Raw genomic sequence first — 23,245 nt, forward strand, 5'->3', positions numbered from 1 at the left:
CGGCCGAGCCGGCGCCCGAAACCCGTTACCTGCTGACCGCGGCGGTCACCGAGCCGGTGGCACCGGGGGCCCAGCCGCGCCGCTTGCTGATCGCACCCGAAGGTTCGGCGATCTGGGGGCCGCGTCCCCTGAGCCGTGCCAGGGTGACGGCGGCGCTCGTCGGGCTGGCGCTGGCCCTGGGGGCGGCGGGATGGGGGTTGCGTGCCAAGTGGTCGGGGCGCGCGCCGGTGCCGGCCGCGTCGATGCCGGCGTCATCGGCCGCCATGGCCCCTTCTGCCACTGCGGCCGCGGTGACCTCGGCGGCGACTGCGGCGTCGATCCCGGCGTCGGCGATCACGCCGGCCCATCCGGCGCCGCCGGCCGCGGCTTCCGCGCTGCCGACCATGTCCGCGCCGCGCGCGGCGTCCTCGCCGGCCGCGCCGTCCGCCGTGCGGGAGGCGTCGGCGGTGTTGGCGATGCCCGCCGCATCGGTAGCCAAGGCACCGGCCTCGGCAGCCCTGGCGGTGCCGGCACCGAGCCTGTCCGGCCCGCCGCCGGCAGCAGCCGTGCCGGTGCCAGGTTCGGTGCCGCCGCCCAAGCTGTTGCCGATGCCGACACTGCGCGGCGGCGCGTCTGCGTCCGCCGCTGCGCCGGCGCCTGCCCCGGCCGCCAGCGTGGTCATCCCGGCCGGGCCGCACTACGCGCTGGTATCACTGCCGTCGAAGAAACGTGCCGGCGCCGAGGCGACATTGGCGCAGGTCCACAAGCTGTTGGGCCCGGCGATCGGCAATCTTCAGGCACAAATCATGCCCTCGCCGGAAGGCTACGTCGTCACGATCTGGCCGTTGCCGACGCAGGCCGATGCGGAGCGCTTGGCCGAAGTGCTGGCGCGCCGCGGGGTGCCGATGAAGTGGCTCGAGTTCTGAGCGCCGCCAGCAGGGCGGGCCTAGCCCACGCGGGAGAGGTCGACACCGCGACGGACCACTCGATTCGAAACAAGGTCAATACGGCCCCGTTGCCGTGCGCGTCGGCGGCCGGAAGAATGCGGGTGCCCTTTGCGCGGGCACCGAACCTTTGAGCCATGAGCGAAACGCTGGAAGCCCCCGTACGCAAGCGCACCCGACACGCGCGGTCGGCGGCGGCGCGCGCGCACGTGCCGGCACGCGCGCCGCAGGCCGGGCGCAGCCATGGCCTGCCTTCGCCTCGGCGGGTGCTGTCGGCCCAGGTCGTGGCCTGGCACAACCGCCACCCGTTGGCGCGTCGCATCAACCGCCGCCAACTGGGGGGTTATGGCGTGGTCAGCCTGCCGTTCTCACCGGCGCCGCCAGAAGGCCAGGACGGCCCGCCACGCTTCCCGATGTTCGACGACCTGTCGCTGATCCCCGGCCTGTCGCGCAGCAAGGTGGTGGCGCTGGCGTTGGCCCAGGGCTGGCGCGAGCGGCCCGGGGCGCCGGAATGGCCGCTGCGCCAGGTGCCGGTGGCCAAGGGCTGGGATGCGTCGAAATCCGAGCCGATCCACCTGCTGACGGTGGCCCTCAAGCGTGGCAAGAAGAAGCCGCCTTTGCGGTTGCTGATCGGCCGCTCGGCCGAGGTCGAGCTGGGCGGCGTGATCGGCCACCGCCTGTCCAGCCGGCCGCGGTTGGTGCTGGCGGGCTTGGTCTTGATGATGCCGTTGTTGGTGGTCGGCTGGGGGTTGAAGCAGATGTGGCCGTCGGGCCGTGGCGGCGGGCTGACCCTGCCGCCAGTGGCCGAAGCGCCACGCCAGGCCGAGTCGAGCCGGCCCGAGGGCGGGAGCCCGCCTCGTGGCCGAGTCTCTGCGCGGCCGGACGCCCCTGTGCCGCTGCCGGGCAACATCGGCCCGGTGGCCGCTGCGCCGACGCCGGGCCCCGACGACATCCTGCCGGTGCCGAAGGCGACCGACACCCCCGGCAAAGGCCCCCGTGTGGGCAGTGGCCTGTCGGCCGACAGCGGTGACCCGCGGGCAGCGACCGGGCCCGACCAGTTCCGCCTGGTCGGCCCGCCGTTGCGCGACGCGACGGTGCTGCAAACCCAGGCGACCAAGCTGCAGTCGGCGCTCGAAGCGATGGGCCAGACCGGCGGGCGCCTGCGCATGGATGTGGTCGGCACGCCCGAGGGCGATGCGCTGTCGATCGGCCCGGTGGGCGATCAGGCCGAGGCCGAACGCATCGCCAAGCGCCTGGCGGCACGTGGCATCACGCTGAAGGTCACCGAACAGCCTTGAGCCGTTCTGCGCGGGCTCCGTGCCTGTAACTCGCGGGTTTTCCCCAGGCACTGGCAGTTACAGGCAGAATCCGCCCCGTGCTGCAGCGCAGCACCCGTTCAACTCCCGATCCCCCTGCCATGAGCGTTCATCCCCAGCCCGCCCCCGATGCCAGCGCCGCGCGCCCCGCGTGGACCTTGCCTCGCCTGCGCGAAGCCAGCGCTCGCGGCGAGAAGCTGGCGATGCTGACCTGTTACGACGCCACCTTCGCGCGCGTGCTGGACGAAGCCGGCGTCGACATCCTGTTGGTCGGCGATTCGCTGGGCAACGTGATCCAGGGCGAGGCCAGCACCTTGCCGGTCACGCTGGAGCAGATGGCGTACCACACGCGGGCCGTGGCGCAGGGCAAGCGCAGCGCCTTCCTGGTCACCGACCTGCCGTTCGGCACCTACGAAGCCAGCCCCGAGCAGGCGTTTGCTTCCGCTGCCACGCTGATGCGCGCCGGCGCGCAGATGGTCAAGCTCGAAGGAGGCGGCTACACCGCCGACACGGTGCGCTTCCTGACCGAGCGCGGCATCCCCGTCTGTGCCCACCTGGGGCTGACGCCGCAGCGCGTGCACGCGATCGGCGGCTACCGGGTGCAAGGCCGCGACGACGCGGCCGCCAAGGTGCTGCTCGATGACGCCACCGCGCTGGCGCAGGCCGGCGCCGCCTTCCTGGTGCTGGAGCTGGTGCCCTCGGCCGTGGCGCGACGCATCAGCACCGAGTTGCCGCAGCTGATGACGATCGGCATCGGCGCCGGCGCCGGCACCACCGGCCAGGTGCTGGTGCTGCACGACCTGTTGGGCCTGACCGGCGGCACCGGTGGCAAGCGGCCGCGCTTCGTGCGCGACTTCACCCGCGCCCCGGGCAGCGCGGCCGATGCGCCCGGCCTGTCGATTGCTCAATCCGTGGCCGCCTACGTGGCCGCCGTGAAAGACGGCAGCTTCCCCGACGAAGCCGTGCACGGTTACTGACCCTCTCATGCAAGTTATCCATTCCATTGCCGAACTGCGGCGCACCTTGGCCCGCCAGAACCAGACGGTGTTCGTGCCGACGATGGGCAACCTGCACGAAGGCCATCTGTCGTTGGTGCGCGAGGCCAAGCGCTGGGGCGGCCCGGTGGTCGCCAGCATCTTCGTCAACCGGCTGCAGTTCCTGCCGCACGAAGACTTCGACCGCTACCCGCGCACCTTGGCGCGCGATGTCGAGCTGCTGACCGGTGCCGGTTGCAACTTCGTCTTCGCGCCCGACGAGGCCGAGCTGTACCCCGAGCCCCAGGTCTACAAGGTTGCACCGCCGCCTGCGCTGGCCGACATCCTGGAAGGCGAGTTCCGCCCCGGCTTCTTCACCGGCGTCTGCACGGTGGTTCTGAAGCTGTTCCAGTGCGTGCAGCCGAATGTGGCCGTGTTCGGGCAGAAGGACTACCAGCAGCTGAAGGTCATCACCGAGATGGCGCGCCAGTTCGCGCTGCCGGTCGAGGTGGTCGGTGCCGCGACGGTGCGCGCCGACGACGGCCTGGCGCTGTCGTCGCGCAATGGATACCTGGGCGAGGCCGAACGCACCGAGGCGATTGCGCTGCCGCAAGCTTTGCGCAATCTGGCCGACCGCGCCCGCGATGGCGACGTCACACTGGCGGAGCTGGAACAGGAGGCGATGGACGCCCTGCGCACCCGCGGCTGGGTGCCGGACTACCTGACGCTGCGCCGCCGCATCGATCTGATGCCGCCGAGCGAGGCCGAGCGCCTGGGCCGCGAGCCTTTGGTCGCCCTCGGGGCGGCCCGCCTGGGCGCGACGCGCCTGATCGACAACATCGAATGCTGACCGAGACCACGACCATGAGCGCGAACCTGGCCACCGAACAACCTATCGTCCTGCACCGCCCGAAGGCCGTTGCGCCTGCTGCCGCGGCCGTGCGCTGGCCGGTGGCCGAGATCGAGGCACTGTTCGCGCTGCCGCTGCCCGAGCTGATCTACCGCGCGCAGACCGTGCACCGCGAACACTTCGACCCGAGCGAGGTCGAGCTGGCCACGCTGCTGTCGATCAAGACCGGCGGCTGCCCGGAAGACTGCGGCTACTGCCCGCAGTCGGTGCACTACGACACCGGTGTCGAGGCCGGCAAGCTGATGGAGGTCACCGCGGTGCGCGAAGCCGCCGAAGCCGCCAAGGCCGCCGGTGCGACGCGCTTTTGCATGGGCGCCGCGTGGCGCGCGCCGAAAGACCGCGACGTCGAAAAAGTGGCCGAGCTGGTGCGCGAGGTCAAGTCGATCGGCCTCGAAGCCTGCTGCACGCTGGGCATGCTGAGCGAAGACCAGGCCCAGACGCTGAAGACCGCCGGGCTGGACTATTACAACCACAACCTGGACACCGCGCCCGAGGCCTACGGCCGCGTCATCACGACACGCGACTACCAGGAGCGGCTGGACACGCTGGAGCACGTGCGCAATGCCGGCATGTCGGTCTGCTGCGGCGGCATCGTCGGCATGGGCGAAAGCCGCACCGAACGCGCCGGCCTGGTCGCCCAACTGGCCAACCTCGATCCGTACCCCGAATCGGTCCCGATCAACGAGCTGGTGCAGGTCGAGGGCACGCCGCTGGCCGGCACCGACAAGATCGATCCGTTCGAGTTCGTTCGCACGATCGCGGTGGCCCGCATCACGATGCCGAAGGCGCGCGTGCGCCTGTCGGCCGGCCGCCAACAGATGGACGAAGCGCTGCAGGCGATGTGCTTCGTCGCGGGCGCCAATTCGATCTTCTACGGCGACAAGCTGCTGACCACCGGCAACCCCGATGTCGAGCGCGACCGTGCGTTGCTGTCGCGCCTGGGCCTGCATGCGCGCGATGCGCAGCACGGGCACGGCTGACGCGTTGGTCGGCGCGATGACGCCCCTGCACCTGCACACCCCGCTGGTCGAATCGGCCGTGCTGTCACGCGCTGCCGGCCGGCGTGTCTGGTTGAAGCTCGAGGCGTTGCAGCCGCCCGGTTCATTCAAGATCCGTGGCATCGGTCTGGCATGCCAGACCTACCGTGAACGCGGCGCTCGGCGCTTCATCTCATCGTCGGGCGGCAACGCCGGTCTGGCCGTGGCCTATGCGGGGCGAAAGCTCGGCGTGCCGGTCCTGGTGGTCGTGCCGGCCAGCAGCACGGCGCGCGCGCGGGAGCTGCTGGCCGCAGAAGGGGCCGAGGTCACGGTGCATGGCGACACGTGGCAGGAAGCGAATGCCCACGCCCAGTCGATGCTGACGCCGAGCGATGCCTTCATCCACCCGTTCGACGACCCGCTGCTGTGGCAGGGCCACGCGACGATGATCGACGAAGTGGCAGCGGCCGGCCTGCGCCCGAGCAGCGTGGTGCTCGCGGCGGGCGGCGGCGGCCTGCTCAGTGGTGTGGTCGAGGGGCTGCAGCGCAATGCCATGGCCGAGGTGCCGGTGTTCGCGGTGGAGACCGAAGGCGCCGCGTCGTTGCACGCCGGCATGCGGGCCGGCCAGCGTGTGGCGTTGGACGCGATCACGTCGATCGCGACCTCGCTGGGCGCCAAGCAGGTCTGCGAGCGGGCCTTTGCATTGGCCCAATCGGACAACATCACCAGCCTGGTGGTCAGCGACGCCGACGCGGTCCGCGCCTGCGTGCGTTTCATGGACGACCACCGTCTGGTCGTCGAGCCCGCTTGCGGTGCGGCCCTGGCGCCCGTCTACAGCGGCTGCGCCGAGTTGAAGACAGCCGGCGACGACCTGCTGGTCATCGTCTGCGGCGGCGCCACCGCCACGGCGGCCCAGCTGCTGGCCTGGGCCAACCAACTCCGTTGATTCATTGACCCGGCCCCGAGGGCCGCACTGCCATGTTCAAGACCTTCTTGCACGCCAAGATCCACCGCGCCACGGTCACCCACTGCGAGCTGCACTACGAAGGCTCCTGCGGCATCGACCAGGACCTGCTGGACGCCAGCGGCATCCGCCCGAACGAGCAGGTGCACATCTGGAACGTCACCAACGGCGAGCGCTTCATCACCTATGCGATCTCGTCGCCGAGCGGCAGTGGTGTGATCTCGCTCAACGGCTCGGCGGCGCGCCGCGCGAGCGTCGGTGACCTGGTCATCATCGCGGCCTTCGCGTCGGTGCACGACGACAAGGTCGACGAGCATGTGCCGAACCTGGTGTTCGTCGACGCCGGCAACCGCCTGAAGGAACTGCGCCACGAGCCCGCCGGCCCTCAGGCCGGTGTGGACGTGGACGAGGCCTGACGCTGGCGGCGACCGTGTCGGACAGCCCGCTGTACAGGGCCTCGGTGCCGGTGTTCCAGCGCTACCTCGGTCGGCTGGGCGGGTGGCTGGATCTGGCCGAAGCGCACGCGACGCCGGCGGTGCTGGGCGCCCGCCTGGCGGACGACATGCTGCCGTTCGAGACCCAGGCCGTGATCGCGGCGAACTTCGCCCTGCGTGCGGCATATCCGTTGGCTGGCTTGCCGCTGCCGCCGTTCGGCGACTGGCCGGCCGGCCATGCCGGGCTGCGTGCGCGGCTGGCCCATGTGCTGTCGCTGCTCGCATCGCTGACGCCCGCACAATTCGCGCAGGCCGAAGCCCGCCAGATCACCAGCGATGCCGGCGAGGCGATGCTGCAGCTCGACGGTGCGACCTTCTTGCACCAGTTCGCTTTGCCTAACTTCTTCTTCCACCTGACCGCGGCCTACGCGATCCTGCGCCAGCAGGGCGTGCCACTGGGCAAGGCCGACTTCGATGGCTTTCACCGCTACACCGCGGTCGCCTGAACGGAGCACGCCGGCATGGCTTTGAACGACGACTGGCGTGCCCGCAGCCTGAAGGCCGTGTGGCACCCGTGCACGCAGATGAAGCTGCACGTGCGGGCCGAACACCCGCAGCCGCTGATCCCGGTCGCGCGCGCCGAGGGCGTCTGGCTGCACGACCACGAAGGCCGGCGTTACCTGGACGGCATCAGCTCCTGGTGGGTCAACCTGTTCGGCCACAACCACCCGGCGATCCGCGAGGCGTTGATCGACCAGCTGCACACGCTGGACCATGTGATGCTCGCCGGTTTCACGCACGCGCCGGTGGTCGAGTTGTCCGAACGGCTGTCGGCGCTGACCGGCCTGGGCCATGCGTTCTATGGCAGCGACGGCGCGAGCGCGACCGAGATCGCGCTGAAGATGAGTGCGCACTACTGGCGCAATGCCGGCCGGCCGCAGAAGTGCCGCTTCGTCGGCATCGCCGGTGGTTACCACGGCGAGACGGTGGGTGCGCTCGCGGTCACCGACATCGCGCTGTTCCGCGAGGCTTATGCGCCGCTGGTGCGCTTGGCCGCGACCGTGGCCAGCCCCGATGCACGCCAGGCGGGGCCCGGCGAGTCTGCGGCTGATGTGGCCGAGCGCGCCGCGGCTGCGCTGGACGCCTGGCTCGTCGAACATGCGCATGAAACGGCCGCCGTGATCGCCGAGCCGCTGGTGCAGTGCGCCGCCGGCATGGCGATGCACGACCCGCTCTACCTGAAGCGCCTGCGCGAGCTGTGCGACAAGCATCACGTGCACCTGGTGCTCGATGAAATCGCGGTCGGCTTCGGCCGCACCGGCACGCTTTTCGCGCATCAGTGCCCCCAGGAGCCGGCCAAGCCGTCGCCGCCCTGCGGGGGGGATCGTCGACTCGGGAGCGGCCGATCGTCGACGGAGCAAGCGGGCATCCGCCCCGACTTCCTGTGCCTGTCCAAAGGCCTGACAGGCGGCACCTTGCCGCTGTCGGCGGTGCTGACGACCGACACGGTCTACGAAGCCTTCTACGACGACGAGGTGGCGCGCGGCTTCCTGCATTCGCACAGCTACACCGGCAACCCGCTGGCCTGCCGCGCGGCGCTGGCGACGCTGGACCTGATCGAACAGACGAACGTGATCGCCGCGAATCGCGTCACTGCCGAGCGCCTGGCCACGCAGTTCGGGCTGTTGACGCAGCACCCGCGCGTGCGTCACGCGCGTCGGCAAGGGATGATCTTCGCGTGGGACGTGGCCTCGAGCCTGCCAGACTTCGCGCGCCGCTATGCACGCCATGCGCTGGCGCAAGGGCTGCTGCTGCGGCCGATCGGCCACACGCTGTATGCGATGCCGCCGTACGTGATCAATGAAGACGAGGGTGAGCAACTGGCTCGTCGGGCGCTCGCCGCATTGCACGCGACGCTGGCCGAAGAAGGCGAGGGCGCAGCGAAGGACAAGGGCATCGTCGATGGTGTGTAGGACTTTGTTTGTCACCGGCACCGACACCGGCGTCGGCAAGACGCTGGTCAGCGCTGCCCTGCTGCACCACCTGGCACATCACCACGCCCGCGTCATCGGCATGAAGCCGGTCGCGGCCGGCTTGGTCGAGCACGAAGGCCAGATGGTCAGCGAAGACGTCCTCGCGCTGCGCGCGGCGTCGACGCTGAAGGTGCCACCCGAGTTCGACAACCCGGTCGCGCTGCCCGAGCCGTTGTCGCCGCACCTGGCCGCGCGCCGTGCCGGCCGCGTCATCAAGGTGGCGGATCTGTTGACGCCGACGCTGGCGCTGCAGGAGCAGGCCGACGCGCTGGTCGTCGAAGGCGCCGGGGGCTGGCGCGTGCCGCTCAACGACGACGAGACGCTGGCCGATCTGGCCCGCGCGCTGAGAGCCCCGGTGCTGCTGGTGGTGGGCCTGCGCCTGGGCTGCCTGAACCATGCCATGTTGACGGCCGAGGCGATCCGCGCCGATGGGCTGTCGCTGGCCGGCTGGGTCGCCAACCACATCGACCCCGACATGGCGTGCGCGGACGAGAACCTGGCAACGCTGCGCGCGCGGATCCCGGCGCCGCTGTGGGGCGTGGTGCCCTGGTCCGCGGCGCCGGATGCCACGCGCATCGCACTCGACCTACCCGAAAGATTCAGATGACCTGGCTTGCCGAATTCGCTACCCGCCTCGCTGACCTGGAAGCGGCGCACCTGACGCGCCGGCGCCGTGTCGTCGTGCCCGAAGCAGGCGCCTGCATGACGGTCAACGGCCGCTCGATGCTGGCCTTCTGCAGCAACGACTATCTTGGCCTGGCCGGCCACCCGGCGCTGAAGGCGGCGGTGCACGAAGCGGTCGACACCTACGGTGTCGGCTCGGGCGCGTCGCCGATGGTCAGCGGCTACAGTGCGGCCAACGCCGCGCTGGAAGTGGAACTCGCCGAGTTCGTGCAGCTGCCGCGCGCGCTGTATTTCTACGCCGGCTATGCCACCAATGCCAGCATCGTGCCGGCGCTGGTCGGTGCGGGCGATGCGATCTTTTCCGATGCGCTGAACCACGCCTGCCTGATCGACGGCGCGCGCCTGTCCAAGGCCAGGATCCACCGCTTCGACCATGGCGACCTGGATGCGCTCGATGCGCAGCTCGCCGCCGAACCGGCGCACCGCAAGCTGATCATCAGCGACGCGGTTTTCAGCATGGACGGCGACGTGGCGCGCATCTCCACGCTGTTGTCGCTGTCCGAGCGGCACGATGCGTTGCTGCTGCTCGACGATGCCCATGGTTTTGGCGTGTTGGGCGCGCAGGGGCGCGGTGCGTTGGCCGCTGCCGGCCTGACCGGTGCGCAGGCGTCGCCGCGCGTGCTGTACATGGCCACGCTGGGCAAGGCGCTCGGTGTCGCCGGTGCCTTCGTGGCCGGCCCCGACACGCTGGTCGAGTGGCTGCTGCAGAAGACCCGCAGCTACACCTACGCGACCGCGGCGCCAGCCTTGCTGGCCGAAGCCTTGCGCGCCGCGCTGCGCATCGTCGCCAGCGACGAGGGCGACCGGCGCCGCCGCCACCTGCAGGCGTTGGTCGCTCGCCTGCGCGACGGCCTGGCTCCCGGCGCCGATGTGGCGGTCGATGCCGCCGGCTGGACCCTGATGCCATCGGCCACCGCGATCCAGCCGCTGGTCATTGGCGACAACGCCGCGTCATTGCGCGTGATGGCCGGGTTGCAGGACGCCGGCCTGTGGGTGCCGGCCATCCGCCCGCCGACCGTGCCGGTGGGCAGCGCGCGGCTGCGGATCGCGCTGAGCGCGGCGCACCAGGCCGACGAGGTCGACCTGCTGGTGCGTGCGCTGCGGTCGCTGGCGCGGGTCGCTTAGAACCCGACCGCGGCCCGCAACCCCACCGCCATGAAGCTCGGCGCGTCACCGTTGCCGCCGGCACGGCGGATCCATTGCAGGTCAGGCGTCAACTCGAGGTGGTCGCTGAGCTTCCAGCGGTAGTAGGCCTCGAGGATCTGTTCGTTGCCGTCCGCGGCGAAGCCGACCAGCGTCGGATCGAGCGATGTCGCGTTCGCCCACGCGCTGCTGGTGCGGACGAAGCCAGCCGCCAGGCCGATCGAGTCGTTGCCGCGGCCCCAGGCACGGCCGCCGTGCTCGAAGCCGAAGGTCAGGGCCTTGTCGAACGCGCCGTCGCCCGAGGTGCGGTGGCCCCAGCGGCCGAACAAATTCCATTCGCGGCCGATCCTCTGATCGACCGAGAGGCCGTAGCCGCTGTGGCGTTGCGCCGCTTCGCCGCTCAGGTCGGTCGTCTGGCCGTTGGTCCAGGCGTAAAGGCGGTAGGTGCCGCGTGGCTCGCCGTTGATCTGCTTGGGCGAGAACTCGACCTGGCCGATCACCAGCGGTCGGCGCGGGCCGGCGCTGAAGTTCGCGCCACCGCCCGAGCCGAACACACCGAGCGACGCCGCCCAGCCCCAGCCGCGGTCTTCACCTTCGTCGATGTAGGCCACGCGCAGGCCCGGCGCGAAGCCATAGGCATCGGCCGCGATGTCGCCGCCCGAGTCGAGCAGCGGGTTGTGCACGAACACGTTGTTCAGGAACTGCGCACCCTCGTCGCCAGCGACCGCGTTCTGGTCGAAGAAGCCGAAGATGTCGATCTTGCCGAGGTTCAGCTCGACGCGGTTGCTCGGCAGGTCGTTGAAGCGGCCGGCGCCCAGGTCCCATTCGAGCTGGCCCCAGGCCTGCCCGATGATGGCGTAGGTCTCGTCGGAGCCGGCGCCGGCCTCGAACGGCACCGAGTTGACGGTGGCCGTGTGCGTGGGCCGCAGCGCCACGCCGCTGCCCTGGCCGAAGCGCAGGTGGCCGAAGCCGGTGAAGCGGGCCTCGCCCAGCGCGCGCAGCGTGCCCAGCGGCACGCTCACCTCGACATCGCCGCGGTAGTTCAGCCGGCCTTGGGAATGGCCGCTGTCAGAACCTTTGCTGCCGACCTGCTGGCCGACGGCGACCAGGCTGGTCTCGACAGTCAGTTCATCGTCGGTGTCGGGCTGCACCGGCTTGGTCAGTGCCTTGACCTGCTGTTCGACCGCGACGAGGCGTTGCTGGCCCCAGTCGCCACCCGGCGCCGGCGTGCCGCTGGCCCCCGGGGCCGCGGCCGTCGCCGGCGTGGCGGGCGACGGCCTGGCGGCCAGCGCCTTCACCTGTTGTTCCAGCTCTGAGTTGCGCTGCTCCAGCTGCTGCATGCGCTGCATCAGCTGTTGCAACTGCTCGGCGGTGACCGGCTCGGCCTTCTTCTTGTCGGCGGCTTGCGCGCCGCCGCACAGGCTGGCGGCGGCCAGCGCCAGGGCGATTGCCCGTGGCTGCCAGGCCCGCGGACGGACGTTCAGGGTGCGCTCGCGCGGGGCTGTCACAAACGGGTGGTCCACTTTCACGTTCTCCTCAGCGACTCTTTAATGCAAATGCGAGTTGTTCGCGTTTATGATACGGGGAAAATCGTTTATGGGCGACGGTTGGTGGTGCGAAGGGCGCACTTCGCAGGCCGTTGCGCATTTGAGGAGCCGCAATGAATCGACCGAATTGGCTGCGCCACACCCGGCGCCTGGTGGTGGCGCTGCCGCTGTGGGCAGGGGTGCTGCTGCCGCTGGGTGCGCAGGCCCAGACGGTGACCGCCGAAGCGGTGGCCAAACACTATGCCGCCAGCGTGTCGGCGGGCTATGAAGATACGCTGGCCGCCGCGCTCGAGATGCAGCAAGCCATCAAGGAGTTCACCGCCAGGCCCAGCGCCGAACGGCTGAAGGCCGCGCGTGACGCCTGGCGTGCCGCCCGCGAGTGGTACGGCCCGACCGAGGCCTTCCGTTTCTATGCCGGCCCGATCGACGACGACGAAGGACCCGAAGGCCGCATCAACGCGTGGCCGATGGACGAGTCCTACGTCGACTACGTCAAAGGCAAGGCCGGCAGTGGCCTCATCGCCAACCGCAAGGTCACGATCACCAAGTCCGGCCTGGCCAAGCTGAACGAGAAGGGCGGCGAAGAGAACATCGCCACCGGCTGGCACGCGATCGAGTTCCTGCTCTGGGGCCAGGATCTCAACGACAACGGCCCGGGCGATCGTTCGTTCGAGGATTTCGTCGACGGCAAGGCGCCCAACGCCGACCGCCGCCGCCTGTACCTGCTGACGGTCACCGAGCTGCTGATCGACGACCTGCGCTACCTCGTCGGTGCCTGGACGCCCGGTGCGACCAACTACCGCTCGCGCTTCGAGACCGAGGGGCTGGAGGCGATCCGCAAGATGGTCGTCGGCATCGGCTCGCTGACCCGCGGCGAGCTGGCCGGCGAGCGCCTCGAAGTGGCGATGAACACGCAGGACCAGGAAGACGAGCACTCGTGCTTCTCGGACAACACTCACCGCGATGTCGTGCTCAACGCGACGGGCATCCAGAATGTCTGGCTCGGCCGCTTCGCCCGTCGCGACGGCAGCACGCTGCAGGGCCCGTCGCTGCAGGCGCTGGTCGCTGCGGCCGACAACGCGCTGGCTGAGAAGACCACGCGCGACATCGCCGCGTCGGTGGTCGCCGCGAACGCGATCCAGCCCCCGTTCGACCGCGAGATCGTCGGCGGCAAGGACGCCGCCGGCCGCAAGCGCGTGCAGGCTGTCATCAACGCGCTGATCCAGCAATCGAAGGATCTGCCGCAAGCCGCCGCCGCCATCGGCGTGACCCGCCTGACCCGCACCAAGTGAGGCCAACGATGCTGTCCCGACCAGCCCGCCATGCCACCGCGGCGGGCCTGATGCTGGCGCTTGGCGCCGGCTTGGGCTGGGCGCTGGCCGACGAATCCGAGGCCGCGGTCGACGCGCTGGGGGAGCAGACCGGTGGCAGCACGACCGTGCCGGCCGTCGGCAGGAACGCGTTTTCGTTCCCGTTCGCCAACCTCGACGACGAGGAGCGCCAGCGCTTTGCGGTCGGCAACTCGTTCTTCCGCCGCAACTGGGTCGAGGCACCGGCGTCGACCACCGCGCGCGACGGGTTGGGGCCGCACTTCATTGCCCGCTCCTGTGGCGGCTGCCACGACCAGGATGGTCGCGGTGCACCGCCGGACTTCAAGCGCGGCCTGAACGAGCAGCCGATTGGCTTGCTGGTGCGCATCTCGGTACCGGTGGACGAGGCCCCCAAACCTGACGCTGCGCGTCAGGCCCCCCGCGGGGGTCAAGGGAGCTCGGGAGCGGCCCGTCACTCCCTTGAGGGCGAGGGCCCGATGGCCACGGCACCGGAGCCTGTCTACGGCGACCAGTTCAACAACCGTGCGGTCGGCGGCGTCAAGCCCGAAGGCGAGGTGCGCATTCGCCTGAAGCCGGTCACTGGTCGCTTTGCCGATGGCACGCGCTACACGCTGCAGGCGCCGCACTACAGCTTCGCCCGCCTGGCTTACGGCCCGATGCAGAAGGGCACGCTGCTGAGCCCGCGCATCGCACCGCAGCTGCCTGGGGTCGGCCTGATCGACGCGATCGCCGAAGGCGACATCCTGGCCAACGAAACGGCCCAGCGCGAGATGAGCGGCCCGATCAAGGGCCGCGCCAACCACGTCAGCGACATCTGGTCCGGCGAGATGCGCGTGGGCCGTTTCGGCTGGAAGGCCAACGTGCCGACGCTGGTGCACCAGACGGCCGGCGCCTTTCTCGGCGACATGGGCATCACCTCGCGCGTCTTCCCGAAGGAAGCCTGTACCGCGGCGCAGGCCGACTGCCTGGCGTCACCGCACGGCGGCCAGACAAAGGGCGGTGGCGAAGGCCCCGAGATCGACGATACGACGCTGTCGCACGTGGTGTTCTACGAGTCGACGCTGGCACCGCCTGCGCGCCGCGATGCGCGCGAGCCCGAGGTGCTGCGAGGCCAGAAGCTGTTCCAGTCGGCACAGTGCGCGGTCTGCCATCGGCCGAGTTATGTCACGGCCGGCGCGCCGTTCCCGGCACTGTCCAGCCCGAAGGTGGCGGGACAGAAGATCTATCCCTACACCGACCTGCTGCTGCACGACATGGGCCCCGGTCTGGCCGACGGTCGCCCGGACGGTCAGGCCAACGGGCGCCAGTGGAAGACCCCGCCGCTGTGGGGCATCGGCCTGATACGCGATGTCAACGGCCACCAGCGGCTGCTGCACGACGGGCGCGCGAACGGCGTGCTTGAAGCAGTGCTGTGGCATGGCGGCGAGGCAGAGGCCTCGAAGCAGCGGGTGCTGAAAATGAGTGGCGCCGAGCGCGCGGCACTGGTCAAGTTCGTGGAGTCGCTGTGATGTTGACGAGCCTTGTTGCGCGCGCTGCGTTCGCGGGGTGCTGCACTGCTGCTTCGGCCGGCGTCCTGGCGCAAGCGGCTTCGGCGCCGGCGCAGGCTGCGTCCGGCGCCTCGGCGGCGCTGCCGCTGGCCCATCCGCAGACCAGCGTGCTGGTCGAAGGTCTGCTGAAGGCCTGGTACGCGCCGGCGGCGCGACGCTTCGGCGGCGATGGCGATGCACTGGTCGACCGCGCGCAGGCCTGGTGCGCCAGCGGCGCGCAGAACCCGACACCCACCACCCGCGACCCGGCGCTCGACGCCGCGCGCCAGGCCTGGGTGCAGGCGATGGCCTCGTGGACGCGGCTGTCGGCGGTGCAGATCGGCCCGCTGCTCGAACGCCACAGCGACACGCGGCTCGATTTCCAGCCGATGCGGCCGGCGGCACTGGACAAGGTGATCGCCAACCCGATTGCGAACGACGGCCCCCAGACCGATCGCGATGCGACCGGTCGCCCTCCGAGGGGGACAGGCTCGCCCGGGAGCGGTCCTTCGTGGGCCCGCGAGTGGGCGATGGACCGCGTCGGCGCCCAGGCCCGCGGCTTGCCGGCGATGGAGTACCTGCTGTGGAAGAAGCCGGCCGCGCCGCGCACGCCGGCTTGCGCCTACCTGGTGGTGCTGGCGCGCGACCTGCGCGACGAAGCGCGCGAGCTGGCGCTGGCCTACGCCGGCGAAGCCGCCGCGACCCGCAGCGCCGAGCAGGCAGCGGCCTGGTTCAACACCTATGTCAACCAGTGGCTGGCCGGCATGGGCCGCATGCGCTGGCGCGACCTCGAAATGCCGGTGCGCAGCTGGGGCATGGAGCAGGCGCCGCGTGCCGCCAGCGGCCAGACCGCACTGGCCTGGCGTGAGCGTTGGCTGGCACTGCGCGTGCCGACTGCCGGCGGTGCCGGCGCGCCTGACGGCCTGGTGTCACTGACCAGCTACCTGCGCGCCCGCGGCCTTGCCGCATCGGCCGATGCCCTGGCGCGCGACACCGCCCTGGCCGACGCCGCACTGCAGGGCGCAACCCCCGCCACGCCCAGCGCGCAACTGCTGGACGCTGCCAAGCGCGTCGACTTCGTGACCCACACGATCGCGCGCGAGGTCTCGACGCAGCTGCAGATCCAGCTCGAGTTTTCTGCCGACGACGGCGATTGAACGAGGCGCCGGTGACCGATCTTCGCCGACGCCGCTGGCTGCAGGCGCTGGCTGCGGCCGGGGTCTTCCCCGGTGCGGTCGCATTCGCTGCCGCCGCGCCCGCCAAGCCGTGGCGACTCGCGTTGGCGTGGAGCGAAGCCGGTGCCGCACCGGGCGCCGAGCGCACGCAATGCATCGGCATCTGGCAACAGGCCGACGAAGGGTTCGAGGTCGCGGTGCGGCGGATCGTGCCGACGCGGGCGCACGGCCTCGCACCGATGCCATCGGGTGATCTGCTGACTGTCGCGCGCCGGCCCGGCCTGTGGCTGCAGCGCTGGTCGGCCGACGGTCAATTGCGGCGTGAGGCCTGGGCCGAACCGGGCCGTCACTTCAGCGGCCACGTACTGCCGTCTGCCGATGGCCGCGTGCTCTACAGCAGCGAACAGACGCACGACGATGGCGCGGGCTGCGTGGCGCTGCGCGACCCCGAGACGCTGGCGCTGCGCGAGGAGTGGCCGACCGGCGGCACCGACACCCATCAGCTGTTGCGCGTCGGCGATCAGCTGTTCGTCGCCAACGGCGGCGTGCCGACGCGGCCCGAGACCGGCCGTGCAAAGCAGAACCTGCCGGCGATGGACTCGTCGCTGGTCGTCTTCGACCTGCGCAGCGGGCGGCGCCGCGGCCCGTGGCGGTTGGCCGACCCCAGGCTGTCGCTGCGCCACCTGGCGTGGCATGCGCCGAGCCGCACGCTGGGCATCGCGCTGCAAGCCGAGCACGACGACCCGACGCAGCGTGGCTGCGCGCCGCTGCTGGCCTTGTTCGACGGTCAGGCCTTGCGCGTGATCGCGCCGCCGGACGACCAGCCGACGGTTGGCGCGGGTTATGCCGGCGACATTGCCGCGACCGCGGAAGGCTTCGTGCTCAGTGCGTCGCGCACGGGCGCGTTGCTGGGCTGGTCGCTGCGCGGCGGCTGGCTGGCGGCGGTGCCGCTGGCCGAAGCCTGTGCGCTGGCGGCGGCGGCGCCAGAGGGCACCACTTGCGCGTTAGGTGCCGACCGCGCCTGGGTCGACCGGCCGATGGCCTTGCCGCCCGGCTGCAAACCCGACAACCACGCGCTGATCCTCTGAGGCGGCCGGAGCTGCCCCATCTTGAGGCAGTCCGGTATCATCCCGCCCGTTGGTGCTCGCACCGGCCCTCCGGCCGGCGCAGTTCAACGGGAAGCAGGGCGGGTCGCGTCAACTGACAACAGGACGACAACACCCCAACCTGCGCTGCCCCCGCAACGGTAAGCGGCAAGAGGATCGTTCGACCCTCTGCCCGTGACACACACCCACTGGATGCCTGCCGTGCGTCTGGGAAGGGTTCACGGGACAACGCCGCCAGCCCGGATACCGGCCAACAAGGTGGCGCGCCGCTCGATGCGGTGCGCTGTGAAGTGCGAGCCGGCGGGGAAGCCGGCATGCACGCCTGCAGTACGTTCGTTCCCCCATGTCCTCCTTGCGACCCCGGCAGTGCGCCGCCCTGGCGCTGGCTTGTGCCATGCCTGCGCTTTCTTCCGCCCAGATCACCACCGCCGTGGTGGTCGCCGATGCCGCCGCCGGTGATCGCATCGTCGTCACCGGCGCACGAGAACCGACCGCCGCCGACCGCCTGGCCGGCGATCTGGTGCTGATCGACGCCGAGCAGATCCGCCACTCCACCGCCGATTCGGTCGAGGACCTGCTGCGCCGCCATGCCGGCCTGCAGATGTCGCGCACTGGCGGCCCCGGCGCTTCTGCCAACGTGTTCATCCGTGGCATGGCCACCAGCGGCACGCTGGTACTGGTCGATGGCGTGCGTGTGGGCTCGGCCACGCTGGGCCAAGCCGAATTCGAATCGCTGAGTCTGGCCTCGATCGACCACATCGAAGTGTTGCGAGGCCCGGCGTCCAGTCTGTATGGGGCCGACGGCGCCGGTGGCGTGATCCAGATCTTCACCCGCCGCGGCGAGGGTGCGCCGCAGGCCAGCCTCCGCGTGGCGGCAGGCAGCTACGGTGCTGCCGAAGGCAGCGCCGCCGCCAACGGGCGATTTGGCGAAGTCGACGCCGCGATGTCAGTGGCCCACGAACAGCTTGATGGCGTGTCGAACGTGCTGCCCGACGACCGCTATCACCGCTACAACCCCGATCGCGATGGCTCGCGCCGCACCACCGGCACCGCGCAACTCGGTTGGCGCCCGGCCGCGGGTCACCGGCTCGGCTTCAGTGTGATCAGCAGCAAGCTCGACGCACGTTACGACGCCACCGAGTATCTGCCCGACTTCACGACCGACGCATCGCCGGACTTCCACGGCAAGCTGGATACGCACAGTGCGGCGCTCGACTATCACGCAGAGTGGGGCAGCGCGTGGACCAGCACGCTGCGTGCATCGACACAAGAAAGCGACCTGCGCAGTGGTGGCACCACGATCGACCAGTACCGCACACGCCGCGCTCAATTCGACGCGCAGCTGACATGGCGCCCCGAGGCCGGCCAGAGCCTGACGGTGGCGTACGAAGGCCTGACGGAGAAGGCCCATTCTTCCGCGTTCGTGCAGGACGAGAAGCGTGACAACCATGCGCTGGTCCTGGCCTACCTTGGCACGCTGGGGCCGGTGCAGCTGCAGGCCGATCTCCGGCGCGACCAGAACTCGGCCTACGATGAGGTCACGACCGGGCGCCTCGGGGGCTCGGTCGCTATCGCTGCGGGGTGGCGAGTCCGCGCGCTGGCCGGGACATCGTTCCGTGCGCCCAGCTTCAACGATCTGTACTACCCGTATTACGGCGTACCGCCGGGCAATGGCGAGTTCAGCATTCGGCCCGAGCAGGGGCGCAGCATCGAACTGGGCATCGACGGACAGTGGTCGGGCTTTGATGTCTCCGCGACCGTGTGGCAGAACCGGGTTCGCGATCTGATCGGCTTCCAAGAGGTGGACTTTGGTGGCGACCGCAGCGTGTGCCCGCCAGACCCGATGTACGACTACGGCTGTGCGGCCAACATCTCGCGCGCTCGCCTGCAAGGCCTGACGTTGAACGGCGGTGCTCAATGGCGCGACTGGCAGTTCCGCGCGCTGGCCGACTTCGTTGACGCGAAGAACGCATCCACCGGCGAGCGGCTGATCCGCCGCGCGGCTCAGCAGTACAGCGTGAGCGCCGACTGGGTGCAGGGCGACTGGCGATGGGGCGCCTCGGTCTTGTACGTCGGTCAACGGCCCGAGGGCGGCGACGGCTACCAACTGCCGGCCGACACCACGGTGGACCTGAAGGCCCAGTGGCAGTTTGCCCCGGGCTGGACGCTGGAAGCCAAGGTGCTCAACGCCACCGACGAGACCGTGCATCCCGCGCGCGACTACCAGGCCCCGGGTCGCCAAGGCTGGCTTGGCGTGCGCTGGGATTGGTCGGCGCGCCGCTGACCGCATCGACACCAACCCACCATGCATGAGCTGATCCTCGGCGGCCAGAAAAGCGGCAAGTCGCGCTGTGCCGAGCAGCGCGCGGCCGACTGGCTGGACCAGAGCGCGGCACGCGAGGCCTGCCTGATCGCGACGGCGCTGCCGGGCGACGTGGAGATGCAGCAACGCATCGCGCGTCACCAGGTCGATCGTGCGCGGCGTGTGCCCAAACTGGCAACGCTGGAGGTGCCTTATGCGCTGCCGCAGGCGCTGCGCGAGTACAGCGCGCCGCGTCGGTTGCTGGTGGTCGATTGCCTGACCTTGTGGTTGACGCAACTGCGCATGCCGCTGTCCGGCCCGGCGCTGGGGGATGCGGCCTGGCTGGCGCGGCAGGCTGCGCTGTGCGACGCGCTGCGTGCCGCGCCGGGCCCGGTCGTGCTGGTCTCGAACGAGATCTCGCTGGGCCTCGCGCCGCTGAGCGCCGAAGGACGCCAGTTCGTCGATTCGCTGGGCCAGCTGCACCAGCGTGTCGCGTTGGTGTGCGTCAGCGTGACGCTGATGGTCGCTGGCATCGAGATGCCGGTGAAACGGCCATGACGGTTCGTCGCGGTCTTCTCGCGGCGTTGATCGGCGGGTGGCTGGCCGCCGGCGTGGCCGCGGCGCCGATCGTGCTGCGCGACGACGGCGGTGCCGAGCACCGCCTGACCGCGCCGCCGCAACGCATCGTCACGCTGCTGCCATCGCTGACCGAAAGCGTCTGCGCCCTCGGTGGTTGCGCGCGGCTGGTCGGGGTCGATCGCTACTCGAACTGGCCCGACAGCATCAAGCACCTGCCGCGCCTGGGCGGGCTCGAAGACGCGCAGGTCGAGCGCATCGTCGCGCTGAAGCCCGACGTGGTGCTGGCGGCGAAGTCGGTGCGCGTCACCGAGCGCCTGCAAAGCCTGGGAGTGCGCGTGGTGCTGGTCGAGTCGCAGACCCATGCCGACGTGCGGCGATCGCTCGGCTTGGTCGCCCAGTTGCTGGGCACGCCGGCGGAAGGCGAGCGCACGTGGCACGGCATCGAGGCCGAGTTCCACCGCGCAGCGGCCCGCGTGCCCGCGGCGCACCGCGGGCAGAAGGTGTATTTCGAGGTCGCGTCAGATCCCTACGCCGCCGGCGCGGCGTCGTTCATCGGCCAGACGCTGGTCAAGCTGGGCCTGGGCAACATCGTGCCGCCCGAGCTGGAGCCGTTCCCGCGCCTGAACCCCGAGTACGTCGTGCGGGCGCAGCCCGACATCGTCATCGCATCGCAGCAGGCGCTGCAGTCGATGGCCGACCGGCCCGGCTGGCGAGCGCTGAAGGCCCTGCCGCAACAGGCCTGCGGCTTCACCGCCGAGCGCTACGAATTGCTGATCCGTCCCGGGCCTCGCATGGGCGAGGCGGCCGCTGCGCTGGCCGATTGTGTGGCCGGGTTGCCCGGCGCCGCAAAGGAAACCAGGTGAGCGCCACGCTCGTGCCCGCTGCGGACGCGGTCGCCACACCAGCACACGCCGATGCGACCCGCCGGCGCCGGCTGATGATGACGCTGTGGGGGCTGGCCGTCGGCCTTGCGCTGCTGGGCCTCGCGGCCGGCCCTTCCGGACTGTCATGGTCGGCGCTGGTGGCCGATGCGCAGGGTGACCAGGCGATGCTGATCCTGGGCCAGATCCGCGTGCCGCGCACGCTGGGGGCATGGGGCGTCGGCGCGTTGCTGGGCCTGGCCGGTGCGATCGCGCAAGGCCTGTTCCGCAATCCGCTGGCCGACCCGTACCTGCTGGGCACCGCGGCCGGCGCCGGCCTGGCGGTGGTGCTGCTGCTGGCCGGTGCCTCGCTGGGCGGCCTCAGCATCGGCCTGGCGACGGCGCAGTGGCTGGCGCGCCTGGGCATGGTGCTTGCGGCGTTCGTCGGCGCGCTCGGCGGCTTGCTGCTGACCTTGATGCTGGCGCGTGGTGCTCATGCGCCGATGCGATTGCTGTTGTCTGGTGTGGTGGTGGCGGTGGTGCTGGGCGCTGTCAGCGACCTGGTCACCACCGCGTCGCCCGAGGCGCTGCGCGGCAAACAAAGCTTCATGCTCGGCAGCACGGGCTTCCTGGGCTGGAGCAGTGTTGGGGTGCTGGTCGCCGGCATGGCGGTTGCGCTGCCGTTGGCGCACCGCTATGCGCGCGCGCTGGATGCGTTGACGCTGGGCGAGGACAGCGCCGCCAGCTTAGGGCTGGACCTGCCACGCATCCGCCTGGTGCTGGTCGGGCTGTTGGCGCTGGCCACCGGGCTGGCGGTGTCGCAGGCTGGGCTGGTCGCCTTCGTCGGCCTGGTTGCGCCGCACCTGGTGCGCCGCCACGCACCGGCACCGCAGGCCTTCACGCTGCTGGCCAGTGCAGCGATGGGCGGCGTGTTGCTGCTCGCGGCCGATGTGCTGGCGCGCAGCCTGATCGCGCCCCAAGAATTGCCGGTGGGCGTGTTGACGGCCGTCATCGGCGGCGGTTACCTGATGCGGCTGCTGAAACGGCGGACCAGCGAATGAACCACCACGACAGCCTCAGCGCGCAGGGCCTGAGCGTGCAACTGGGTGGCCGCCCGGTGCTGCGCGACGTGTCGTGCCGCCTGCAGCGCGGCTGGACGGCGATCGTCGGCCCAAACGGCGCCGGCAAGTCGACGTTGCTGCGCACGTTGGCCGGGTTGCTGCCGCCACAGAGTGGGCGGGTCGAGCTGGGCCGGCAGCCGCTGCTGGGCTTGCCACCGCGCGAGCGTGCCCGCCGCATTGCCTGGCTGGCCCAGACCAGCGCGGTGACCGGCGAGCTGACCGCGCGCGAAACCGTGCAGCTCGGTCGCCTGGCTCACCTCGGCCTGTTCGCCGCCCCGACCGCGGCCGACGAAGCGGCGGTCGATGCGGCGATGCGCGCCACCGAGTGCGAAGCCTGGGGCGTGCGGCGCCTGCATGCACTGTCCGGTGGCGAGCGCCAGCGGGTGCTGCTGGCGCGTGCGCTCGCCACCGGCGCGCCGGCGCTGCTGCTCGACGAGCCGACCACCCACCTCGATCCGCCGCACCAGGTGGCACTGGCCCTGCTGATGCGTCGCTTGGCTGCCACCCACACCCTGGTCAGCGTGTTGCACGACCTGACGTTGGCATTGCGCGCAGACCGCGTGCTGGTGCTGCGCGACGGCACGCTGCAGGCCGACGGCGTGCCAGGTGACCCGGCCTTGCACGCGGCGCTGGAAGCCAGCTTCGACCACGCGATCCACATCGACACCACGCGCAGCGGCCGGCCGGTGGCCTTGCCGCGGCTGGACGACTGAACGACGAGCCACCCATGCAGATCGAAACACCCCCGACAGAACGCGGCAGCGACAAGCCCGACGGCGAACGGCGCGGCCTGGTCATCGTCCACACCGGCGACGGCAAGGGCAAGAGCACGGCAGCCTTCGGCCTGGCGCTGCGGGCCCATGGCCGCGGCAAGCCGGTCAAGATCTACCAGTTCATGAAGGTGCCGAGCGCGCGCTTCGGCGAACACCGGCTGTTCGAGCAGCTCGGCGTGCCGATCGAAGGCCTGGGCGACGGCTTCAGCTGGAAAAGCAAGGACCTGGAGCACTCGGCCCAGCTGGCCCGCGAAGGCTGGGCGCGGGCCGAAGCCACGATCCGCGCCGGCGAGCATTTCCTGGTCGTGCTGGACGAGATCATGTACCCGCTGCGTTACGGCTGGCTGCCGCTGGATCCCGTGCTGGCCGCGTTGCGCGAGCGGCCGGCCAACGTGCACGTCGTGCTGACCGGCCGCAATGCGCCGCAGGAGCTGATCGATGTGGCCGACACGGTGACGGAGATGACTTTGGTCAAGCACCACTTCGCGGCCGGCGTGCCAGCGCAGCGTGGCATCGAGGACTGAAGTGAAGCTGCGACGTGGCTGTGTTGCAGTCCATCTGCCAAGG

The 23,245-nt window shown here is 70.7% G+C and carries 21 protein-coding genes, 1 pseudogene and 1 riboswitch; of the genes and pseudogenes, 21 read left to right on the forward strand and 1 reads right to left on the reverse strand.

Going from position 1 to position 23,245, the window contains the following annotated elements; translation table 11 throughout:
• The 11 genes and pseudogenes from VFY73_RS22685 to VFY73_RS22735 form a co-directional block, all read left to right on the forward strand.
• Positions 1-905, forward strand: a pseudogene (locus VFY73_RS22685) (hypothetical protein); the annotation flags it as partial.
• Between the two features lie 155 nt (positions 906-1,060).
• Entirely contained in the window at positions 1,061-2,221 is a 1,161-nt protein-coding gene (locus VFY73_RS22690; RefSeq protein ID WP_329723064.1) for a hypothetical protein, read from the forward strand.
• A 119-nt stretch (positions 2,222-2,340) separates the two neighbouring features.
• Positions 2,341-3,216, forward strand: coding sequence for a 3-methyl-2-oxobutanoate hydroxymethyltransferase (panB, locus tag VFY73_RS22695; RefSeq protein ID WP_329723066.1), 876 nt, complete (start codon positions 2,341-2,343; stop codon positions 3,214-3,216).
• A 7-nt stretch (positions 3,217-3,223) separates the two neighbouring features.
• Positions 3,224-4,063, forward strand: coding sequence for a pantoate--beta-alanine ligase (gene panC / locus VFY73_RS22700; RefSeq protein WP_329723068.1), 840 nt, complete (start codon positions 3,224-3,226; stop codon positions 4,061-4,063).
• A gap of 14 nt (positions 4,064-4,077) precedes the next feature.
• On the forward strand, positions 4,078-5,103 hold the full coding sequence (gene bioB, locus VFY73_RS22705; RefSeq protein ID WP_329723070.1) for a biotin synthase BioB: 1,026 nt from the start codon (positions 4,078-4,080) through the stop codon (positions 5,101-5,103).
• The gene (locus tag VFY73_RS22710; RefSeq protein ID WP_414654512.1) at positions 5,081-6,046 is read left to right on the forward strand and encodes a pyridoxal-phosphate dependent enzyme; all 966 of its coding nucleotides are present in this window, start codon (positions 5,081-5,083) and stop codon (positions 6,044-6,046) included. Before bioB ends, VFY73_RS22710 begins: the two co-directional genes overlap by 23 nt.
• A 32-nt stretch (positions 6,047-6,078) precedes the next feature.
• Positions 6,079-6,480 carry an aspartate 1-decarboxylase gene (panD, locus tag VFY73_RS22715; protein ID WP_329723072.1) on the forward strand — a complete coding sequence of 134 codons (402 nt, stop codon included), beginning with the start codon at positions 6,079-6,081 and terminating at the stop codon, positions 6,478-6,480.
• A gap of 14 nt (positions 6,481-6,494) precedes the next feature.
• A complete protein-coding gene (locus tag VFY73_RS22720) occupies positions 6,495-7,004 on the forward strand; it encodes a DUF1993 domain-containing protein (protein ID WP_329723074.1) in 510 nt (169 codons plus the stop codon).
• A 15-nt stretch (positions 7,005-7,019) separates the two neighbouring features.
• Complete coding sequence (locus tag VFY73_RS22725) at positions 7,020-8,471, forward strand: aminotransferase class III-fold pyridoxal phosphate-dependent enzyme (protein ID WP_329723076.1); 1,452 nt, start codon at positions 7,020-7,022, stop codon at positions 8,469-8,471.
• Positions 8,461-9,138 (forward strand): dethiobiotin synthase, encoded by a 678-nt coding sequence (bioD, locus tag VFY73_RS22730; protein ID WP_329723078.1) that lies wholly within the window; start codon positions 8,461-8,463, stop codon positions 9,136-9,138. The genes VFY73_RS22725 and bioD overlap by 11 nt, the downstream gene beginning before the upstream one ends.
• Positions 9,135-10,340 carry an 8-amino-7-oxononanoate synthase gene (locus VFY73_RS22735; RefSeq protein ID WP_329723080.1) on the forward strand — a complete coding sequence of 402 codons (1,206 nt, stop codon included), beginning with the start codon at positions 9,135-9,137 and terminating at the stop codon, positions 10,338-10,340. Before bioD ends, VFY73_RS22735 begins: the two co-directional genes overlap by 4 nt.
• On the opposite strand, the gene VFY73_RS22740 is transcribed toward VFY73_RS22735, so the two are convergent.
• The gene (locus VFY73_RS22740; protein WP_329723082.1) at positions 10,337-11,881 is read right to left on the reverse strand and encodes a carbohydrate porin; all 1,545 of its coding nucleotides are present in this window, start codon (positions 11,879-11,881) and stop codon (positions 10,337-10,339) included. The two genes, VFY73_RS22735 and VFY73_RS22740, sit on opposite strands and share 4 nt — an antisense overlap.
• A 137-nt stretch (positions 11,882-12,018) precedes the next feature.
• Between VFY73_RS22740 and VFY73_RS22745 the strand changes: the two genes are divergently transcribed.
• The 10 genes from VFY73_RS22745 (at position 12,019) to cobO (ending at position 23,202) form a co-directional block, all read left to right on the forward strand.
• The gene (locus VFY73_RS22745; protein WP_329723084.1) at positions 12,019-13,197 is read left to right on the forward strand and encodes an imelysin family protein; all 1,179 of its coding nucleotides are present in this window, start codon (positions 12,019-12,021) and stop codon (positions 13,195-13,197) included.
• 8 nt (positions 13,198-13,205) lie between these two features.
• Entirely contained in the window at positions 13,206-14,744 is a 1,539-nt protein-coding gene (locus VFY73_RS22750) for a di-heme oxidoredictase family protein (RefSeq protein WP_414654513.1), read from the forward strand.
• Positions 14,744-15,919: an imelysin family protein gene (locus VFY73_RS22755; RefSeq protein ID WP_329723086.1), complete on the forward strand. Its 1,176-nt coding sequence runs from the start codon at positions 14,744-14,746 to the stop codon at positions 15,917-15,919. The genes VFY73_RS22750 and VFY73_RS22755 overlap by 1 nt, the downstream gene beginning before the upstream one ends.
• An 11-nt stretch (positions 15,920-15,930) precedes the next feature.
• Entirely contained in the window at positions 15,931-17,025 is a 1,095-nt protein-coding gene (locus tag VFY73_RS22760; protein ID WP_329723088.1) for a DUF1513 domain-containing protein, read from the forward strand.
• A 33-nt stretch (positions 17,026-17,058) separates the two neighbouring features.
• Positions 17,059-17,312: riboswitch (cobalamin riboswitch) on the forward strand.
• A gap of 125 nt (positions 17,313-17,437) precedes the next feature.
• Positions 17,438-19,327: a TonB-dependent receptor domain-containing protein gene (locus VFY73_RS22765; RefSeq protein ID WP_329723090.1), complete on the forward strand. Its 1,890-nt coding sequence runs from the start codon at positions 17,438-17,440 to the stop codon at positions 19,325-19,327.
• Positions 19,328-19,348: 21 nt separating this feature from the next.
• The gene (locus tag VFY73_RS22770) at positions 19,349-19,903 is read left to right on the forward strand and encodes a bifunctional adenosylcobinamide kinase/adenosylcobinamide-phosphate guanylyltransferase (RefSeq protein WP_329723092.1); all 555 of its coding nucleotides are present in this window, start codon (positions 19,349-19,351) and stop codon (positions 19,901-19,903) included.
• Positions 19,900-20,787: a helical backbone metal receptor gene (locus VFY73_RS22775; RefSeq protein ID WP_329723094.1), complete on the forward strand. Its 888-nt coding sequence runs from the start codon at positions 19,900-19,902 to the stop codon at positions 20,785-20,787. Before VFY73_RS22770 ends, VFY73_RS22775 begins: the two co-directional genes overlap by 4 nt.
• Before the next feature lie 74 nt (positions 20,788-20,861).
• A complete protein-coding gene (locus tag VFY73_RS22780; RefSeq protein ID WP_329723190.1) occupies positions 20,862-21,845 on the forward strand; it encodes an iron ABC transporter permease in 984 nt (327 codons plus the stop codon).
• Positions 21,842-22,618, forward strand: a complete 777-nt coding sequence (locus VFY73_RS22785) for an ABC transporter ATP-binding protein (RefSeq protein WP_329723096.1) — start codon at positions 21,842-21,844, stop codon at positions 22,616-22,618. Before VFY73_RS22780 ends, VFY73_RS22785 begins: the two co-directional genes overlap by 4 nt.
• Before the next feature lie 14 nt (positions 22,619-22,632).
• Positions 22,633-23,202 (forward strand): cob(I)yrinic acid a,c-diamide adenosyltransferase, encoded by a 570-nt coding sequence (gene cobO, locus VFY73_RS22790; RefSeq protein ID WP_329723098.1) that lies wholly within the window; start codon positions 22,633-22,635, stop codon positions 23,200-23,202.
• The last annotated feature ends 43 nt before the right edge of the window (positions 23,203-23,245 follow it).

It is taken from the genome of Ideonella sp., assembly GCF_036277275.1.
Classification (GTDB): Bacteria; Pseudomonadota; Gammaproteobacteria; order Burkholderiales; family Burkholderiaceae_C; genus Ideonella.

Coding starts and splice junctions, on each gene's coding strand:
- cobO (WP_329723098.1), top strand. CDS start 22,633: ATGCAGATCGAAACACCCCCGACAGAACGCGGCAGCGACAAGCCCGAC.
- VFY73_RS22755 (WP_329723086.1), top strand. CDS start 14,744: ATGTTGACGAGCCTTGTTGCGCGCGCTGCGTTCGCGGGGTGCTGCACT.
- panD (WP_329723072.1), top strand. CDS start 6,079: ATGTTCAAGACCTTCTTGCACGCCAAGATCCACCGCGCCACGGTCACC.
- VFY73_RS22725 (WP_329723076.1), top strand. CDS start 7,020: ATGGCTTTGAACGACGACTGGCGTGCCCGCAGCCTGAAGGCCGTGTGG.
- VFY73_RS22710 (WP_414654512.1), top strand. CDS start 5,081: ATGCGCAGCACGGGCACGGCTGACGCGTTGGTCGGCGCGATGACGCCC.
- VFY73_RS22745 (WP_329723084.1), top strand. CDS start 12,019: ATGAATCGACCGAATTGGCTGCGCCACACCCGGCGCCTGGTGGTGGCG.
- panB (WP_329723066.1), top strand. CDS start 2,341: ATGAGCGTTCATCCCCAGCCCGCCCCCGATGCCAGCGCCGCGCGCCCC.
- VFY73_RS22750 (WP_414654513.1), top strand. CDS start 13,206: ATGCTGTCCCGACCAGCCCGCCATGCCACCGCGGCGGGCCTGATGCTG.
- bioB (WP_329723070.1), top strand. CDS start 4,078: ATGAGCGCGAACCTGGCCACCGAACAACCTATCGTCCTGCACCGCCCG.
- bioD (WP_329723078.1), top strand. CDS start 8,461: ATGGTGTGTAGGACTTTGTTTGTCACCGGCACCGACACCGGCGTCGGC.
- VFY73_RS22770 (WP_329723092.1), top strand. CDS start 19,349: ATGCATGAGCTGATCCTCGGCGGCCAGAAAAGCGGCAAGTCGCGCTGT.
- VFY73_RS22780 (WP_329723190.1), top strand. CDS start 20,862: ATGATGACGCTGTGGGGGCTGGCCGTCGGCCTTGCGCTGCTGGGCCTC.
- VFY73_RS22690 (WP_329723064.1), top strand. CDS start 1,061: ATGAGCGAAACGCTGGAAGCCCCCGTACGCAAGCGCACCCGACACGCG.
- VFY73_RS22775 (WP_329723094.1), top strand. CDS start 19,900: ATGACGGTTCGTCGCGGTCTTCTCGCGGCGTTGATCGGCGGGTGGCTG.
- panC (WP_329723068.1), top strand. CDS start 3,224: ATGCAAGTTATCCATTCCATTGCCGAACTGCGGCGCACCTTGGCCCGC.
- VFY73_RS22735 (WP_329723080.1), top strand. CDS start 9,135: ATGACCTGGCTTGCCGAATTCGCTACCCGCCTCGCTGACCTGGAAGCG.
- VFY73_RS22785 (WP_329723096.1), top strand. CDS start 21,842: ATGAACCACCACGACAGCCTCAGCGCGCAGGGCCTGAGCGTGCAACTG.
- VFY73_RS22765 (WP_329723090.1), top strand. CDS start 17,438: ATGCCTGCGCTTTCTTCCGCCCAGATCACCACCGCCGTGGTGGTCGCC.